The sequence below is a fragment of the Streptomyces sp. NPDC088745 genome (genome assembly GCF_044751045.1).
Taxonomy (GTDB): domain Bacteria; phylum Actinomycetota; class Actinomycetes; order Streptomycetales; family Streptomycetaceae; genus Streptomyces; species Streptomyces cremeus.
In genome coordinates this window covers 1-13,330 of the sequence record NZ_JBIVLB010000006.1, presented here as the reverse complement: position 1 = coordinate 13,330, position 13,330 = coordinate 1, and the positions used below count along the sequence as shown (strand labels likewise).

General features: G+C 74.4%; 15 protein-coding genes and 1 pseudogene. 7 read left to right on the top strand and 9 right to left on the bottom strand.

What is annotated here, in order from left to right; genetic code table 11:
* Window positions 1–3: 3 nt before the first annotated feature.
* The 5 genes from ACIP93_RS17505 to ACIP93_RS17485 all read right to left on the bottom strand — a co-directional run bounded on the left by ACIP93_RS17505 (window position 4) and on the right by ACIP93_RS17485 (window position 4,970).
* Window positions 4–1,479: an aminotransferase class I/II-fold pyridoxal phosphate-dependent enzyme gene (locus ACIP93_RS17505; RefSeq protein WP_401760591.1), complete on the bottom strand. Its 1,476-nt coding sequence runs from the start codon at window positions 1,477–1,479 to the stop codon at window positions 4–6.
* A gap of 101 nt (window positions 1,480–1,580) precedes the next feature.
* The gene (locus ACIP93_RS17500) at window positions 1,581–2,432 is read right to left on the bottom strand and encodes a glycosyltransferase (RefSeq protein ID WP_401759812.1); all 852 of its coding nucleotides are present in this window, start codon (window positions 2,430–2,432) and stop codon (window positions 1,581–1,583) included.
* Complete coding sequence (locus ACIP93_RS17495; protein WP_401760590.1) at window positions 2,429–3,016, bottom strand: class I SAM-dependent methyltransferase; 588 nt, start codon at window positions 3,014–3,016, stop codon at window positions 2,429–2,431. The genes ACIP93_RS17500 and ACIP93_RS17495 overlap by 4 nt, the downstream gene beginning before the upstream one ends.
* A 56-nt stretch (window positions 3,017–3,072) precedes the next feature.
* Entirely contained in the window at window positions 3,073–3,903 is an 831-nt protein-coding gene (locus ACIP93_RS17490; RefSeq protein ID WP_345219452.1) for a PIG-L family deacetylase, read from the bottom strand.
* A complete protein-coding gene (locus ACIP93_RS17485; protein WP_401759809.1) occupies window positions 3,900–4,970 on the bottom strand; it encodes an acyl-CoA dehydrogenase in 1,071 nt (356 codons plus the stop codon). The genes ACIP93_RS17490 and ACIP93_RS17485 overlap by 4 nt, the downstream gene beginning before the upstream one ends.
* A 322-nt stretch (window positions 4,971–5,292) precedes the next feature.
* Between ACIP93_RS17485 and ACIP93_RS17480 the strand changes: the two genes are divergently transcribed.
* From ACIP93_RS17480 to ACIP93_RS17465, 4 genes are all read left to right on the top strand, one after another.
* Window positions 5,293–6,258, top strand: coding sequence for an LLM class F420-dependent oxidoreductase (locus ACIP93_RS17480; RefSeq protein ID WP_345219450.1), 966 nt, complete (start codon window positions 5,293–5,295; stop codon window positions 6,256–6,258).
* Between the two features lie 56 nt (window positions 6,259–6,314).
* Window positions 6,315–6,692, top strand: coding sequence for a hypothetical protein (locus tag ACIP93_RS17475; RefSeq protein ID WP_401759806.1), 378 nt, complete (start codon window positions 6,315–6,317; stop codon window positions 6,690–6,692).
* 81 nt (window positions 6,693–6,773) lie between these two features.
* Window positions 6,774–7,097, top strand: a complete 324-nt coding sequence (locus tag ACIP93_RS17470) for a plasmid stabilization protein (RefSeq protein WP_345219448.1) — start codon at window positions 6,774–6,776, stop codon at window positions 7,095–7,097.
* 25 nt (window positions 7,098–7,122) lie between these two features.
* Window positions 7,123–7,797, top strand: a complete 675-nt coding sequence (locus ACIP93_RS17465; protein ID WP_401759804.1) for an HAD family hydrolase — start codon at window positions 7,123–7,125, stop codon at window positions 7,795–7,797.
* 60 nt (window positions 7,798–7,857) lie between these two features.
* Here the strand turns inward: ACIP93_RS17465 and ACIP93_RS17460 are convergent, their stop codons facing one another.
* The gene (locus tag ACIP93_RS17460) at window positions 7,858–8,511 is read right to left on the bottom strand and encodes a TetR/AcrR family transcriptional regulator (protein ID WP_401759802.1); all 654 of its coding nucleotides are present in this window, start codon (window positions 8,509–8,511) and stop codon (window positions 7,858–7,860) included.
* A 129-nt stretch (window positions 8,512–8,640) separates the two neighbouring features.
* Here ACIP93_RS17460 and ACIP93_RS17455 point away from each other — a divergent pair, with 129 nt between their 5' ends.
* A complete protein-coding gene (locus ACIP93_RS17455; protein ID WP_401759799.1) occupies window positions 8,641–10,281 on the top strand; it encodes an ABC-F family ATP-binding cassette domain-containing protein in 1,641 nt (546 codons plus the stop codon).
* Here the strand turns inward: ACIP93_RS17455 and ACIP93_RS17450 are convergent.
* Together ACIP93_RS17450 and ACIP93_RS17445 are read right to left on the bottom strand one after the other, a co-directional pair.
* Window positions 10,255–10,932: a hypothetical protein gene (locus ACIP93_RS17450; protein WP_401759796.1), complete on the bottom strand. Its 678-nt coding sequence runs from the start codon at window positions 10,930–10,932 to the stop codon at window positions 10,255–10,257. The genes ACIP93_RS17455 and ACIP93_RS17450 overlap by 27 nt on opposite strands.
* Window positions 10,929–11,504: a TetR/AcrR family transcriptional regulator gene (locus tag ACIP93_RS17445; RefSeq protein WP_345219443.1), complete on the bottom strand. Its 576-nt coding sequence runs from the start codon at window positions 11,502–11,504 to the stop codon at window positions 10,929–10,931. Before ACIP93_RS17445 ends, ACIP93_RS17450 begins: the two co-directional genes overlap by 4 nt.
* A 153-nt stretch (window positions 11,505–11,657) precedes the next feature.
* Here ACIP93_RS17445 and ACIP93_RS17440 point away from each other — a divergent pair, with 153 nt between their 5' ends.
* On the top strand, window positions 11,658–12,218 hold the full coding sequence (locus tag ACIP93_RS17440; RefSeq protein ID WP_401759794.1) for a GNAT family N-acetyltransferase: 561 nt from the start codon (window positions 11,658–11,660) through the stop codon (window positions 12,216–12,218).
* A gap of 107 nt (window positions 12,219–12,325) precedes the next feature.
* Here ACIP93_RS17440 and ACIP93_RS17435 read toward each other — a convergent pair whose 3' ends face one another.
* Window positions 12,326–13,003, bottom strand: coding sequence for a TetR family transcriptional regulator (locus tag ACIP93_RS17435; protein ID WP_401760588.1), 678 nt, complete (start codon window positions 13,001–13,003; stop codon window positions 12,326–12,328).
* A gap of 236 nt (window positions 13,004–13,239) precedes the next feature.
* On the opposite strand from ACIP93_RS17435, the pseudogene ACIP93_RS17430 reads away from it, so the two are divergent.
* Window positions 13,240–13,330 (top strand): annotated as a pseudogene (locus ACIP93_RS17430) (electron transfer flavoprotein subunit beta); the annotation flags it as partial.

Genomic DNA, 13,330 nt, shown 5'->3' with positions numbered 1-13,330 from the left:
CGGTCAGGCGTCCTCGTGCATCACCCTGACGGTGTCCAGTCCCGAATCCGTGGCGTCCGGCACGTTCATGCCCGCCTCGACGCCCGTGCGCAGGTACGTCAGAACCGGCTCGGTGAGGCGTTCGCCGGGCAGGACGACGGGGATGCCGGGCGGGTACGGGGTCATCATCTCGGCGGCGATCCGGCCCTCCGCTTCGGCGAGCGGCACATCGTCGGTGCGGGCGAAGAAGGCGTCGCGGGGCAGCACCGCCTGCTCCATCCGCAGGTCGGCGGGCGTGGGCACCTGGACCCGTTTGCCGCCGGCCGGCTCCTCGCGGTGGTCGGCGAGCGAGCGCAGGGCGTCCAGGAGGCGGGCGACGGTGGTGGCGTCGTCGGCGTGCGTGATCTGGGCGCTGACCCTGCGGTGGTCGAAGAGGTGCAGGTCGATGTGGTGGTGCTCGCGCAGCCAGTCGGCGGCGCGGTAGCCGGAGATCCCGAGTCCGCTCAGGTCGATGACCACGGGCAGCGGGTCGAAGCCGGCGGCCGCGCCGGGGCCGCAGAAGTCGGCGGAGTCGTTGACGTGCATGCCGTCGATGGCCTCGATGGACTCCCGTGCGGTCGCCGCGACTTCGAGGGCGTGGTCCATCAGCCGTTCGCCGTGCAGGGCCATCTGACGCCGCCAGCCGTCAATGCCCGCGTAGAGGAGGACGGAGGGGCTGGTCGTGCCGAGGAGGTCGGCGCGCAGGGCGAGCGCGTCCGGGTCGACGAGGTCGCCCTGGAGGTGGAAGACCGAGCCCTGTTCCAGGCCGCTGCCCATCTTGTGGATGCTGGTGACGCAGATGTCGGCGCCCGCGTCCATCGCCCAGGACGGCAGCCCGGGGTGGAAGGGCAGGTGCGCGCCCCACGCCTCGTCGACGATCAGCGGCCGGGAGCGGCGGTGGCACACCTCCGCGAGCGCGCTCAGGTCGGCGGCGGCACCGTAGGGGGTGGGGCTCGTGACGAGGGCGCCCCGGGCGTCGGGGTGTGCGGCGAAGGCCTTGTCGTACGCCTCGGGCGACGGCGGGTGCGCGAGGTGGCGGACGGGGTCCCACTGCGGGTCGATCCACACGGGCTCGATGCCGCAGAGGATGAGGCCGGCCACCACGGACTTGTGGGCGTCCCGGCTGACCAGCAGCTTCTCGTGCGGGGCGGCGACGGTCAGCATGGCCGCCTTGACGGACAGGGAACTGCCGCAGGTGGAGAAGAAGGTGTGGTCGGCGTGGACGGCGTCGGCCATCAGCTCCTCGGCGCGCTCCAGGATCCGGTTGCGGGTCCGCCGGTCGTCCAGGCCGCCGCTGGCCAGGACGTCGCCGCAGAAGACGGCGTCGCCGAGGACCTTGCGCACTTCCGGGTCGGCCCCGCGGGCCTGCTTGTGGCCGGGAGGGGTGAACCCCAGTTCGTCGCGCTCGTGGTAGGCGGCGAGGGCTTCCAGGACGGGGGCCTCGCTGTGGTCGAGGGGCACGGTGCTCACTTCCCTTTCCGGGGTGGTACGGACGTTGCTCGAGGTCTGGTGCGGGTGTTCCTTCCGGGGGTCGTGCGGACCGGACCCGGGTCGTCTACCCCTCAGCCCGCCGCTTCCTCACCCGCGCCCGCCGCCGCCCGGATGCCGCGGTCCAGCCCGGCGAGGTGGTCGCCGAAGCCGCCCCTGGCCCGGGGCCGGGTGCGGCCCGAGGTGGTCACGGGGCAGTCGGCGGTGCGCAGGAGGCGTGCGCCGGTGCGCTCCAGGGCGTCGACCAGGCCGTGGTCCTCGCTGAGCGCCAGGGGCGGGAAGCCTCCGGCGGCGGCGTAGGCGCGGGCGTCGACGCCCAGGTTCGCGCCGTGCACGTGCGGGTGCTGCCAGGGCTGCCCGGCGGGCGGGCGGGACACCTCGTACAGACGGCGGTGGCGGGCGGCCAGCCGGGGCCGGTGCGCGGGCCACCGGTCGACGGTGACCGTGCCGACGACGGCGTCCCAGCCCTCGGCGGCACGGGCCAGTTGGAAGGCGAGCCAGTCGGGCGGGACGGTGCTGTCGGCGTCGGTGGACGCGAGCCAGACGGAACGGGGCCCGCACGGGACGCCGCCCTCCGGGGTGCCGCCGCCCAGCGCCCTCAGGGCCGCGCTCACCCCCGCCGCCCGCGCCCGCCCCACGTTGCGGAAGCCCACCGGGACGACCAGTGCTCCCGCCGCCCGGGCGCGGGCGGGGGTGTCGTCGGTGCAGCGGTCGGCGACGACCACGGTGAGCACCCGCACCCCGTCCAGCGCCGGGTGCTCGGAGGCCACCCGTACGGCGTCCAACGCGGCCGGAAGCAGGGCCTGTTCGTCGCAGGCGGGAATCACGACGGCGACGGCCCGCCGAGGGGCCGTGCCGGGGGCCGCGCGAACGGCCGCTTCAAGGGTCGTGCGAGCGGCCGTGCCGGGGACCTCACGAGCGGTCATACGAGACCTTCGCGTGCGGCGGGCGAGGGCGCGGGGGAGCCGTCCGGCCCGGTCCTGGCGTACACCTGGAGGACGAAGTCGGCCTCCCGGTGGTCGGCCACGGGCGTCAGCCCCGGCACGGAGGCGACCGTCCCGGCGAGCGTGCTGCCGGTGCCCCGGTGGTCGGGGACGGGGTGGTTCCAGTGCGCGGTGACGAGGGTGCCGCCGGGTTCCAGGGCGGCGGCGGTGCGGGTCAGGACCTCGTGGAGGCCCGGTGCGTCGAAGTAGTAGAGCAGCTCGGACAGGACGACCAGGTCGAAGGAGCCGTCCGGCCACTCCTCGGGGAGGGTGAGGCGGCGCACGTCGACGTGCGGGAGGTGCGCGGTGCGTTCGCGGGCGGTGGCGACGGCGGACTCCACCCGGTCGCAGGCCACCAGCTCCTCGCAGCGCTCGGCCAGCCGGACGGTCAACTCGCCCACCGAGCAGGCGGGTTCGAAGGCGCGACGGTAGCGGGGCAGCGGGAGGCTCGCGACCGTGAGGTCGTACTTGCGCCGCTCGTAGAAGCGCTCGGCGAGGTGCCAGGGGTCGGGGGTGTCGCGGTACATCTCGTCGAAGTACGAGGCGGGGGTGGGCCCTTGGGCCCGGTCGCCGGTCGCGCGGCTCACCGGAAGACCACCTCCGTCTCCCGCAGGTGGTGGGCGAGTTCCTCCGGCGGGAGGATCGCCGCGTCGCCGGGGCCGGGGCCCAACGGCTCGGTCTGGCTGACGAAGCGCGCGGCCGCCGCGCGCTTGCGGGCCCGGACGTCCGGCGGGAGCGCGATGCGCGCGGCCCGCTCCCACGGGACGCGGGAGTCGCCCGGGGTCGCCCAGTGCCACATCCACACCGGGTAGAGCCAGCAGGGGACGCCGGTCGCCGCCGCCGCGCGCAGGGCGGCCCGGCCGGCCGCCTCGTGGTCGCCGTGCACGTCCCCGGTCCAGGGGGCGACGAGCAGGTCCGCGCCCTCGGCGAGCTCCGCGAGGCGGGCGGCGACCCGGTCCTCGTGGGCGCCGACCCGGGTGTCGGGCACGTGCAGGGGGACGACGGCCGCCTGGGCCGCGCCCAGTTCGGCGAGGGCGTCGCGGGTCTCGGCGGCCCGGACGCGTACGAGGTCGTCGGCGGTCAGCACCGTGCTGTCGGGGTGGGAGCCCTCGCCGTCGGTGACCATCGCCACGGTGATCCGGGTGCCGGCGGCGGCGAGCAGTGCGATCGTGCCGCCGAAGCCGAGCACCTCGTCGTCGGGATGGGCGGCGACGACGACCACTCGGGTGAACGGGCCGACCGGGATTTCGGGCAGGTCCGCCCAGCCCGGCCAGGCCCGCCAGACGGCCTCGGGAGTGCCGGGCGCCTGGATGGGGTCGGACGCGGTGCCGCGGGTCCGGGCGGAGGCGGCGGGAGCGGTGGGGGCCTGGGCGGGGGTCGCCGCCGCGGGGCGCACGGGTGCGGTGTCGGTCATCGGGTGTCCTCCGGTCGGGCGAGGAGAGCGCCGAGTGCGGCGAGGTCGCGTTCCGCGTGGTGCTGGCGGAGGTACACGGCCAGGTCGGCGGCGGTACGGGCGTGCCGGGCGTCGTGGCACAGCGGTCCGGCGCCGGTGGCCCGGCCGACGTGGTCGAGGACGGCGGCGCAGGCCGATGCCACGAAGGCGCGCACGCGCATGGCCCGCAGCCGGGCGGCGTCCGGGTCGAGGGGGTCCGCGTCGATCTCGGCGGCGGCCTGCTCCAGGAGGGCCCCGGCGGCCTGGAGCCGGCTGTCGACCGCGCCGAGGTGGGCGTCGGTGTGGGGCTCGGCACGACGTTCCGCCGCTTCCCGGAGCACCCTCGACGCGGCCACGGCTCCCCCGTACCAGCAGGCGGCGACGCCGATGCCGCCGTGCCAGAAGCCGGGCCGGCGCAGATACGCCTCGGGGCCGCCGACCGCACGGGCGGGCACGTCGGTGAAGCGGACGTCGGGGGTGTCGCTGCCCGCCATGCCCACGGCCTGCCAGGTGCCGTCGACGGGGCGGCAGTCGTCGCCGTCGACCCGTACGGCGAAGAGCCTGCGCTCGTCACCGGCGCGGGCGGTGACCAGGGCGTGGGTGCAGGAGTGGGCTCCGGAGCAGTACTGCTTCAGCCCGCTGATCACCCAGCCGGAGCCGTCTTCGGCCCGCCCTCCGGCGCCCCCGGGGCCGTCGCCCGCGTCCTTGCGCAGGGCGGTCAGCCCCTCGCCCGGCGGTTCGGCCGCCCAGACGCCCCACCGCTCACCGGGCCCCGGCGGTGGCGCGCCCAGCTCGGCGAGGATGGCGGCCGCGTCGACGTGCCCCTCCACCAGGCGGGCCGTGCACAGGTCGGTCCCGGCGACGGCCCGCAGGGCGGCGAACCGGTCACGGGTGCGCCCGGAGCCGGGCAGGGGGAACTCCAGCTCACCGGCGTCGACGCGCGCCAGGACCGAGCGGAAGCCCTCGGCGGCCTGCCGCCGCGCCGCGAGCGGTCCTGCGTCGGCGTCCAGGGCCTCGGGGGCCGTGGAAGGGGGCAGGTCATCACGCATGGAACAAACTCCCGGGGCCGATACGGGGGGAAGGAGGCGGAACTCCCGGGGGCGGAGCCGCCTCGGGGCACACCCCCTCAGGACGAGACCGCCGCACGGTAGAGCCGTCCCGGGGCGAGCCCCTTCCCACACTCTGAGGTGCCGCCGCGCGGCCCGCATGCCGCGGATCTTGGCGGGGCGATTTCTCCACTGCCCCTCATCGCCGGGAGGAAACATGGGCCGCACACACATCGCCCGAGGCGGCCGGGGTACAGCGGGGCAGGCGGTTCCGCTCGGCGCCGAGCGAGGTTTGACGGCGGACAAGAGCGGCTACACGCACCCAATGGTGCAAATTGGCTACACGATGATGACCGAGCAGGCAGGCCCGCGCGCCCTCGTCGATGACGTGGTGGCCGCCGAGCGGGCCGGGTTCGACTTCTCCGTCACGTCCGACCACTACTTCCCGTGGCTGGACTCCCAGGGCCACGCCCCCTACGCGTGGAGCGTGCTGGGCGCGGCGGCGCAGGCCACCGAGCGGATTCCGCTGATGACCTACGTGACCTGCCCGACGGTCCGCTACCACCCGGCGGTGATCGCCCAGAAGGCGGCGACCCTCCAGCAGCTCTCCGAGGGGCGGTTCCGGCTGGGCCTCGGCTCGGGCGAGAACCTCAACGAGCACGTGGTGGGCGCGGGCTGGCCGTCGGCCGGGGTGCGGCTGGAGATGCTCGAAGAGGCGGTGGAGATCATCCGCGCGCTCTTCGCGGGCGGCAACGTCAACCACCGCGGCGAGCACTTCGACGTCGCGAACGCGCAGCTCTGGGACCTGCCGGACGAGCTGCCGCCGATCGGTGTGGCGGTCTCCGGCGAGCGGTCCTGTTCGCTCGCCGGGCGGCTGGCCGACCTGGTCATCGCGACCGAGCCGAAGGCCGAGCTGATCGAGTCCTTCGAGCGGCACGGCGGTACGGGCAAGCCGCGGGTGGGGCAGCTGCCCGTCTGTTTCGACCCCGACCGGGACGCGGCGATCAGCCGGGCGCACGACCAGTTCCGCTGGTTCGCGGGCGGCTGGTCGGTGAACGCGGAGCTGCCCGGACCCGCGAGCTTCGCCGGGGCGACGCAGTTCGTCACCGAGCAGGACGTGGCCGAGGCGATCCCCTGCGGCTCGAAGGTGGAGGACTTCGTCGAGGCGGTACGGCCGTACGCCGAGGCGGGGTTCACCGAGATCGCCCTCGTCCAGGTGGGCGGCGAGCACCAGAAGCCCTTCATCTCCTGGGCGGAGAAGGAGCTGCTGCCCGCCCTGCGCGAACTCTGAAGAGCACCCCACGCATGTGCACGAGCGAAAACACGAGCGGAAAGAAGGACTTCCCCATGAACGACTCCTCGCAGGCCGACTCCCCCGACCTGGTGCAGGTGGTGCTGAGCGACTGCGCCGCCGACGACGCGAAGGCCGTCCTGTCCGCACTGGGCTCGGCGTTCTCCTCCGGCCGCCCCTCCGACACCTCCGGCGGGAGCCCGGACTCCGGTTCCGACACCTGGACGGAGTCCTTCGTGGCCGCCGACGCCCCGGGCTCCCTGTCCGGCACGGAGCTGAAGGGCGGCGTCACCGCCGAACTCCAGGGCGCCCCGGTGGCCGTGGACCGGCTGCGCAAGGCGCTCGCTTCGGCGTTCGCCGTCGAGGAGCGGGGTTCGGCCTCCGGCGACCAGGAGATCGAGGTCCAGCTCCGGCTGTCGGCGTCCGACGCCTGACGCACCGGGCCCCGCACCCCGCACGCGGACCTCCTTACGGACAGGAAACGCAGACCCTCCGCACAGACAGGACGTCGCACCATGCCCCGAGGATCGAACGCCAAGCGCGAGCGGCAGTACGAACACATCAAGGACAGCGCCCGGCAGCGCGGTGAGAGCAAGAAGCGCGCCGAGGAGATCGCGGCGCGCACGGTGAACAAGGAGCGGGCCAGGAGCGGGGAGGCCAAGGAGGCGAGCAGGACCTCCACCCAGGACGTCTCGTCCTCCCGCCGGGGCGGCCTGAACTCGCACAAGGGCTCACAGGGCCCCACCCGGGACCAGCTCTACGAGGAGGCCAGGTCCCGCAACGTCAAGGGCCGTTCCTCGATGACCAAGGACGAGCTCGCCAAGGCCCTGGGCCGCTGAAACCGCACCGGAAGGAACGAATTCGATGACCCGCGCGGCGCTCTTCGACGTCGACGGCACCCTCGCCGACACCAACCACCTGCACGTGGTCACCTGGTGGGAGGCCTTCCGCCAGGCCGGTCACCAGGTGCGGACGCACGACATCCACCGGGCCATCGGCCTGGGCTCGGAGGACCTCATCGCCCACCTGCTGGGCGACGACCGCGACACGGACGAGGACGACGCCCTGAGCGCCGCGCACTCCACGCTGTACGGCACGTACTTCGACCGGCTGGCCGCCCTGCCGAAGGCGGGCGACCTGCTGCGCTCCCTGCACTCCCGGGGCTGGCGCATCGTCCTGGCCACCTCGGCGGGCGGGGCCGAACTGGAGGCGCTGCGCCGGGCGATCGACGCGGACGACGTGATCGCGGGGGTCGCGAGCGCGGACGACGTGGAGCAGGGCAAGCCCGCTCCCGACCCGGTGCACCAGGCTCTGGAGATCGCCGGATGCGAGCCGCAGGACGCGGTGTTCGTCGGCGACACGGTGTGGGACATGCAGGCGGGCGCCAAGGCGGGGGTGCGCACGGTCGCCGTGCTGGCGGGCGGCATCCCGCGCGCGGACCTGGTGGAGGCCGGGGCGGCGGAGGTCTACGCGGACCCGGCGGAGCTGCTGGCCGAGCTGGACGGAAGCGTGGTGGGGAGGATGGAACGCGGGGAGTGACCCGGCGGCACCACCCTTCCAGCGCCCAGCGCCCCGCCCTCAGCCCTCAGCCCTCAGCCCTCAGCGGCTGAACGCGCCCGCCTCCGCCGCGAGTACGGCCGTCCGCGCCGCCCGGTCGGGCAGTCCGGGGTCCGGGGCGGAACGCAGCAGCACCAGGTGGTGGTAGAGCGGGGCGGTGGCGGCGACGAGCAGGGCGCGGGCATCGGTTTCCGCCGGAAGTTCGCCCCGTACGACCGCCCTCTCCACGACCGTCTCGCACTGCGCGTACCGCTCCTCCCAGAAGCCGCGCAGGGCGTCGGCGGCCGGGGCGGAGCGGAAGGAGACCGCGATCAGGGCGGCGGCGACGGAGGGCTGCTCGGTGAGGGAGGCGTGCACCTCGTGGTTGAGGGCGGCCAGGTCGCCGAGCAGGGTGCCGGTGTCGGCGGGCCGCCAGTCGTCCTCCGCGCCGAGGGTCAGGAGGTCCGCGAGGAGACCGCCGACGTCCTGCCAGCGGCGGTAGACGGTGGTGCGGTGGACACCGGCGCGGTCGGCCACCGCGTCGACGGTGAGTCCGTCGTAGCCGTGCTCGACCAACTGGGCGCGGACGGCGTCGAGCACGAGCGCCCGCGTGCGGGCGGTGCGCCCCCCGGGTCGGCGCGCGGGGGCCGCCCGCTCCGGTTCCCGCGGAGGGGCGGTGACGGACGGGGCACCTGTTGCCGTCCTCGGAGTCCTCATGTCATGATTCTAACGCAACTGTTGTCGCACTAATGGGGCCCTCCATGCTCAAGCGAAGCGTTCTCCCGACCTCGCGGTCCGTACGTCCCGTACCGGCCGCTCCGTCCCCGAATGCTTCGGAGCCCCCGCATGCCCACCCAGATCGCCGCTCTCTCCGTCACTAAGTCCTTCAACGGCCGCACCGTCCTCGACGCGGTCACCTGCTCCCTCTCCCCCGGCGAGCGCACCGGAATCGTCGGTGAGAACGGTTCCGGCAAGACCACCCTGCTGCGCCTGTTCGCGGGTGCCGCACAGCCCGACGAGGGCGAGATCGTCGTCCACGCGGACGGCGGCGTCGGCTTCCTCGCCCAGGACGAGGAGCTGCCTCCCCTGGCCACCGTGCAGGACATCGTCGACCGCGCGTTGGGCGAACTCCGCACGATGGAAGCCGAGTTGCGCCGTCTGGAGGCCGCGATGGCCGACGGCGGCGACGGCGACGACCCCGCCGGGTCCGTGCTGTCCGCGTACGGGGCCCTGCTGACCGCCTTCGAACTGCGCGGCGGGTACGAGGCGGACGCCCGCCTCGAACGCGCCCTGCACGGGCTGGGCCTCGGCCTGCTCGCCCGCGACCGCACGGCCGGCACCCTCTCCGGCGGTGAACAGGTCCGCCTGCGCCTGGCCGCGCTGCTCGCGGCCTCCCCGGAGGTCCTCCTGCTCGACGAGCCCACCAACCACCTCGACGCGGACGCCCTGCACTGGCTGGAGAACCACCTGCGCGACCGGCGCGGCACGACGGTCGCCGTCTCGCACGACCGCGTCTTCCTGGAGCGCGTCTCCACCACGCTCCTGGAGGTCGACGCCGACCGCCGCACGGTCGTCCGCTACGGCAACGGCTACGCCGGTTACCTGACCGAGAAGGCGGCGGCCCGGCAGCGCTGGGTCCGGTCCCACGCCCAGTGGGTGAGCGATGTCGAGGACGCCCGTACGTCACTGGCGACGACCGCGCACCAGGTGGTGCCGGGCCGCGCCATGAAGGACCGCAACAAGATGGCGTACGGCATGGCCGGCAACCGGGTGCAGGCGTCGGAGGCCGGCCGGGTGCGCCGGGCGGAGGAGCGCCTGCGCCGCCTGCTCGCCCGTCCGGTGCCCGCCCCACCGGAGCCGCTGCGCTTCGCCCCGGTGCTGCGTACGGGGCAGCGGCACGGCACGGTCGTCGAGGCGTCCGGCATCCGGGTCGACGGCCGCCTCGCCCCCACGGACCTGAAGCTGGCCTCCGGTGAACGGCTGCTGGTGACGGGTCCCAACGGAGCGGGCAAGACGACGCTCCTGCGCGTCCTCGCCGGTGAACTCACCCCCGCCGGCGGCGACATGACCCGGCGCGGCCGCATCGGCTACCTGCCGCAGGAACCCCGCTTCAGGGTGCCCCACCTGCCCCTGCTCACCGCCTTCGGCGACGGCCGCCCCGGCGGACCGGAGGAGCACGCCCAACGGCTGCTGGCACTGGGCCTCTTCGGCGAGGAGATGTTCGACGTGCCGGTGGGCCGGCTGTCGACGGGCCAGCAGCAACGCCTGGCGCTGGCCCGCCTGGTCACCGCCCCGCTGGACGTGCTCCTCCTGGACGAGCCGACCAACCACCTCTCGCCGGTGCTGGTGGAGGAACTGGAGGCGGCGCTCGGCGCCTTCCCGGGGGCGCTGGTGGTCGTCAGCCACGACCGGCTGCTCCGCCGCCGCTGGAAGGGCGGCCGGCTCGCGCTGGAGCCCGCGTCACGGGGTGCGGCCGCCCGCGTCTGAACCCGTGTCCGCCTCGGGCAGCAGGTGCGCGAGGAGCAGCTTGACCAGCAGGAGGGGGGCGAACCACGCCACCGCGTCCGGCACGTCCGCCGGGCCCGTGACGAGGACCAGCACGAGCGCGGTGAGCGCGAAGGCGACCGGCCGGCGCAGCGGTGCGGGGGCGACGGTCACCAGGACGGCGGCGGCCGCCACCGAGACGTACACGAGGAGGGCCGTCGTCCAGCCGTACCCGGGGACCGCCCAGGCCAGCAGGAAGGGCTGCCCGTGCGCCGCGACGAACAGCAGGTGGTGGCGGGCCGTACGCCCCGGGCGGTGATACCAGCGCTTGGCCGAGCGGGTGGAGTTGACCACCGCTCCGCCGAAGAGGTCGAAGGCGACGAGGGCGAGGACCACGCAGGCAGGCCAGGGGAGCGGGGCCCGCAGCGCGAGGACCGACGCGAGTGCCGCGCCGACCGCTGCGGCCCCGAGGCTGATCGTGATCTCGCCACGCGTCGCACCGGGCGCGACGAGCCGGTCGGTGAGCCGCGTCCAGGCGGTGCCACGGGAAGCGGAGGGCCCGGCTGCGGGCGGTCCGGGGGCGCCAGTACGCCGGCCGGAGGCCCCGGCGGCGGAAGGTTCGGGGATGCCCGGGGGCCGGCCGGGGGCGGTCATGCGCGCAGACCTTCCACGCACACCTCGACGATCGGCCCGGCCAGCTCCGCGAGCGGCGTCCGGGGGTCCGCCAGCCACTGCACCAGGCACCCTTCGACGGCCCCCACGACGACCGCCGCGTGCGCCGCGCCGACGCCCGGCCGCAGCGTGCCCTCGGCACGCGCGTCCGCCAGCAGCCGGGCGACCGCCTCGCGGTGGGCCCGGTGGACGGCCGCCAGGTCCAGCGGGGCCCGGCAGGCCCACACGTCCGCCAGGACACGGGCGTGCTCGGGGTGCGCGGCCAGGAACGCGACCGTGCCGCGCACGAGTGCCGCCAGACGGTCCAGGGCGGGGCCCCGCACCGCCGAGGCGGCGGCGAGCGCCTGCTCCGACCGCGCGGCGTAGCGCTGGAACACGGCTTCCAGAAGGGCGTCCCTGCTGTCGAAGGACAGGTAGACGCTCCCCTTGGCGATTCCGGCCTCGGCCGCCACGTCGTCGATGCGTGAGGCGGCGAAGCCCTTGCGCGCGAACACCCGCAGCGCCGCGTCGAGCAACTCCTCGCGGCGGGCGGTGCGGTCCACCTTCTTCGGCATACCGTAAAGGTGACTGACCGGTCAGTCACCGTCAAGGTCCGCGCAGCGCCAACTGCCGGGCCGCTCACCGGCGTACGACGCCGGGGCACCGAGAGACCGGGACACCGCGGAAATTCACTGGCGGCCGGCAGCGACGCCGCGGAGGCTCAGGGCATGCAACCCTTCCTGGAGACAGACCGGCTCGTTCTGCGGGCCTTCACCGAGGCCGACGCCGACCACCTGTGCGCGCTCGACGGCGACCCCGACGTCATGCGCTTCATCACCGGCGGGAAGCCGACCAGCCCGGAGACGATCCGCACGCGCACGCTGCCGCGCCTGCTGCACACCTACCCGCACTTCGGCACCCGCGGCTACTGGGCCGCGGAGGAGAAGGCCACGGGCACCTTCCTGGGCTGGTTCGAGTTCTGCCCCCTGGAGGACAGCCGCCCCTTCGTGGTCGAGCTGGGCTACCGGCTGAATAGGGCCGCCTGGGGCCGGGGTTACGCCACCGAGGGCTCGCGGGCCCTGGTCGACAAGGGCTTCGCGGAGCTCGGGGTCGAGCGGGTGACCGCGAACACGATGGCGGTCAACGCGCGGTCCCGGAGCGTGATGGAGAAGGCGGGTCTGACCTTCGTGCGGCACTTCACGGGCGACTGGCCGGAGGCGATCGAGGGCTCCGAACACGGCGAGGTGGAGTACGACCTCACGCGGGCCGTGTGGGAGAAGCGAAACTGAGCCCCGAGTCGCCCCGCGTCATCCGCGGGACCGCCCACGGCACTGAGTACCTGCCCGTACCCATCAGGCGTGGTACTCAGTGCTGAGGCCGGCTCCGTCCGTGCCCCTCACTCCTCCGTCAGCGCCGCCTCGACCTGCTGGACCACCCGCCACAACGGAGCGCCCTTGCGGGCCACCATCACGATGACCTCGTCCCCTTCCGGCTCCCGCACCGCCTCCCCCACCGGCTCACGGCTGCCCGCCCACACCTGGCGCACCGTGGCCAGCGCGTGCTCGACGGCCGCGTCCGCGTCGCCCTCGCCGCCCGTGCGCAGCCAGGTCCGCAGGGCGTTGTTGTGGGCGGCGACCACCGCGGCGGCCACCACTTCGGCGCGCAGCGCGCCGTCCGCGGCGCCCTCCCACCGGGTGCGGAGATAGGCGGCGAGGGTGCGTTCGTAACGGCGCACGACAGAGAGTTCGTACGTGCGCAGACCGGGCACCTCGCGCGTCAGCCGGTAGCGCTGCACGGAGAATTCGGGCTTCGCCGCGTACATGCGCATGACCAGGTGGGCCGCGTCGCACACCGCGCCGACGGGTTCGGCCGCGCCCGCCGCCTCCAGAAAGGCCGTCATGTCGGCGAGGCAGCGGTCGTGGTCGGGGAAGACCGCGTCCTCCTTGGACGGGAAGTACCGGAAGAAGGAACGGCGGCCCACCCCGGCCCGCGCCACGATGTCGTCCACCGTGGTCCGCTCGAAACCGCGCTCCAGGAACAGCGCGAACGCGGATTCCGCCAGGACCTCCCGCATGGGCGTCTTCGTCACGTCCCCCGCTGAGGCCGCACTTTCGGGGGCCTCTCCCGTCGGCTTGCGCCGCCTCCGCACCTCGGTCATGCGGGGAACGTAACACCGGAACCCACAAATGTGGCACCCAATGCATTTACAGAGGGTACTCAGTACCCTATGTTCGAGGTATTCATCGTGCGCGTCCCGCATCCGCTTCGTGCGCGCAGCCCGTGTGTGCCCCATCTGTAAGGAGACTCGGCGTGAGCTTGAGGATCGTTGTCTGTGTGAAGTACGTGCCCGATGCCACTGGCGACCGGCACTTCGCCGATGACCTGACGGTCGACCGGGACG

Coding starts and splice junctions, on each gene's coding strand:
- ACIP93_RS17500 (WP_401759812.1), bottom strand. CDS start 2,432: ATGACCGCTCGTGAGGTCCCCGGCACGGCCGCTCGCACGACCCTTGAA.
- ACIP93_RS17470 (WP_345219448.1), top strand. CDS start 6,774: ATGCCCCGAGGATCGAACGCCAAGCGCGAGCGGCAGTACGAACACATC.
- ACIP93_RS17445 (WP_345219443.1), bottom strand. CDS start 11,504: ATGCCGAAGAAGGTGGACCGCACCGCCCGCCGCGAGGAGTTGCTCGAC.
- ACIP93_RS17495 (WP_401760590.1), bottom strand. CDS start 3,016: ATGTACCGCGACACCCCCGACCCCTGGCACCTCGCCGAGCGCTTCTAC.
- ACIP93_RS17465 (WP_401759804.1), top strand. CDS start 7,123: ATGACCCGCGCGGCGCTCTTCGACGTCGACGGCACCCTCGCCGACACC.
- ACIP93_RS17455 (WP_401759799.1), top strand. CDS start 8,641: ATGCCCACCCAGATCGCCGCTCTCTCCGTCACTAAGTCCTTCAACGGC.
- ACIP93_RS17440 (WP_401759794.1), top strand. CDS start 11,658: ATGCAACCCTTCCTGGAGACAGACCGGCTCGTTCTGCGGGCCTTCACC.
- ACIP93_RS17435 (WP_401760588.1), bottom strand. CDS start 13,003: ATGCGGGAGGTCCTGGCGGAATCCGCGTTCGCGCTGTTCCTGGAGCGC.
- ACIP93_RS17460 (WP_401759802.1), bottom strand. CDS start 8,511: ATGAGGACTCCGAGGACGGCAACAGGTGCCCCGTCCGTCACCGCCCCT.
- ACIP93_RS17485 (WP_401759809.1), bottom strand. CDS start 4,970: ATGCGTGATGACCTGCCCCCTTCCACGGCCCCCGAGGCCCTGGACGCC.
- ACIP93_RS17490 (WP_345219452.1), bottom strand. CDS start 3,903: ATGACCGACACCGCACCCGTGCGCCCCGCGGCGGCGACCCCCGCCCAG.
- ACIP93_RS17475 (WP_401759806.1), top strand. CDS start 6,315: ATGAACGACTCCTCGCAGGCCGACTCCCCCGACCTGGTGCAGGTGGTG.
- ACIP93_RS17480 (WP_345219450.1), top strand. CDS start 5,293: ATGGTGCAAATTGGCTACACGATGATGACCGAGCAGGCAGGCCCGCGC.
- ACIP93_RS17450 (WP_401759796.1), bottom strand. CDS start 10,932: ATGACCGCCCCCGGCCGGCCCCCGGGCATCCCCGAACCTTCCGCCGCC.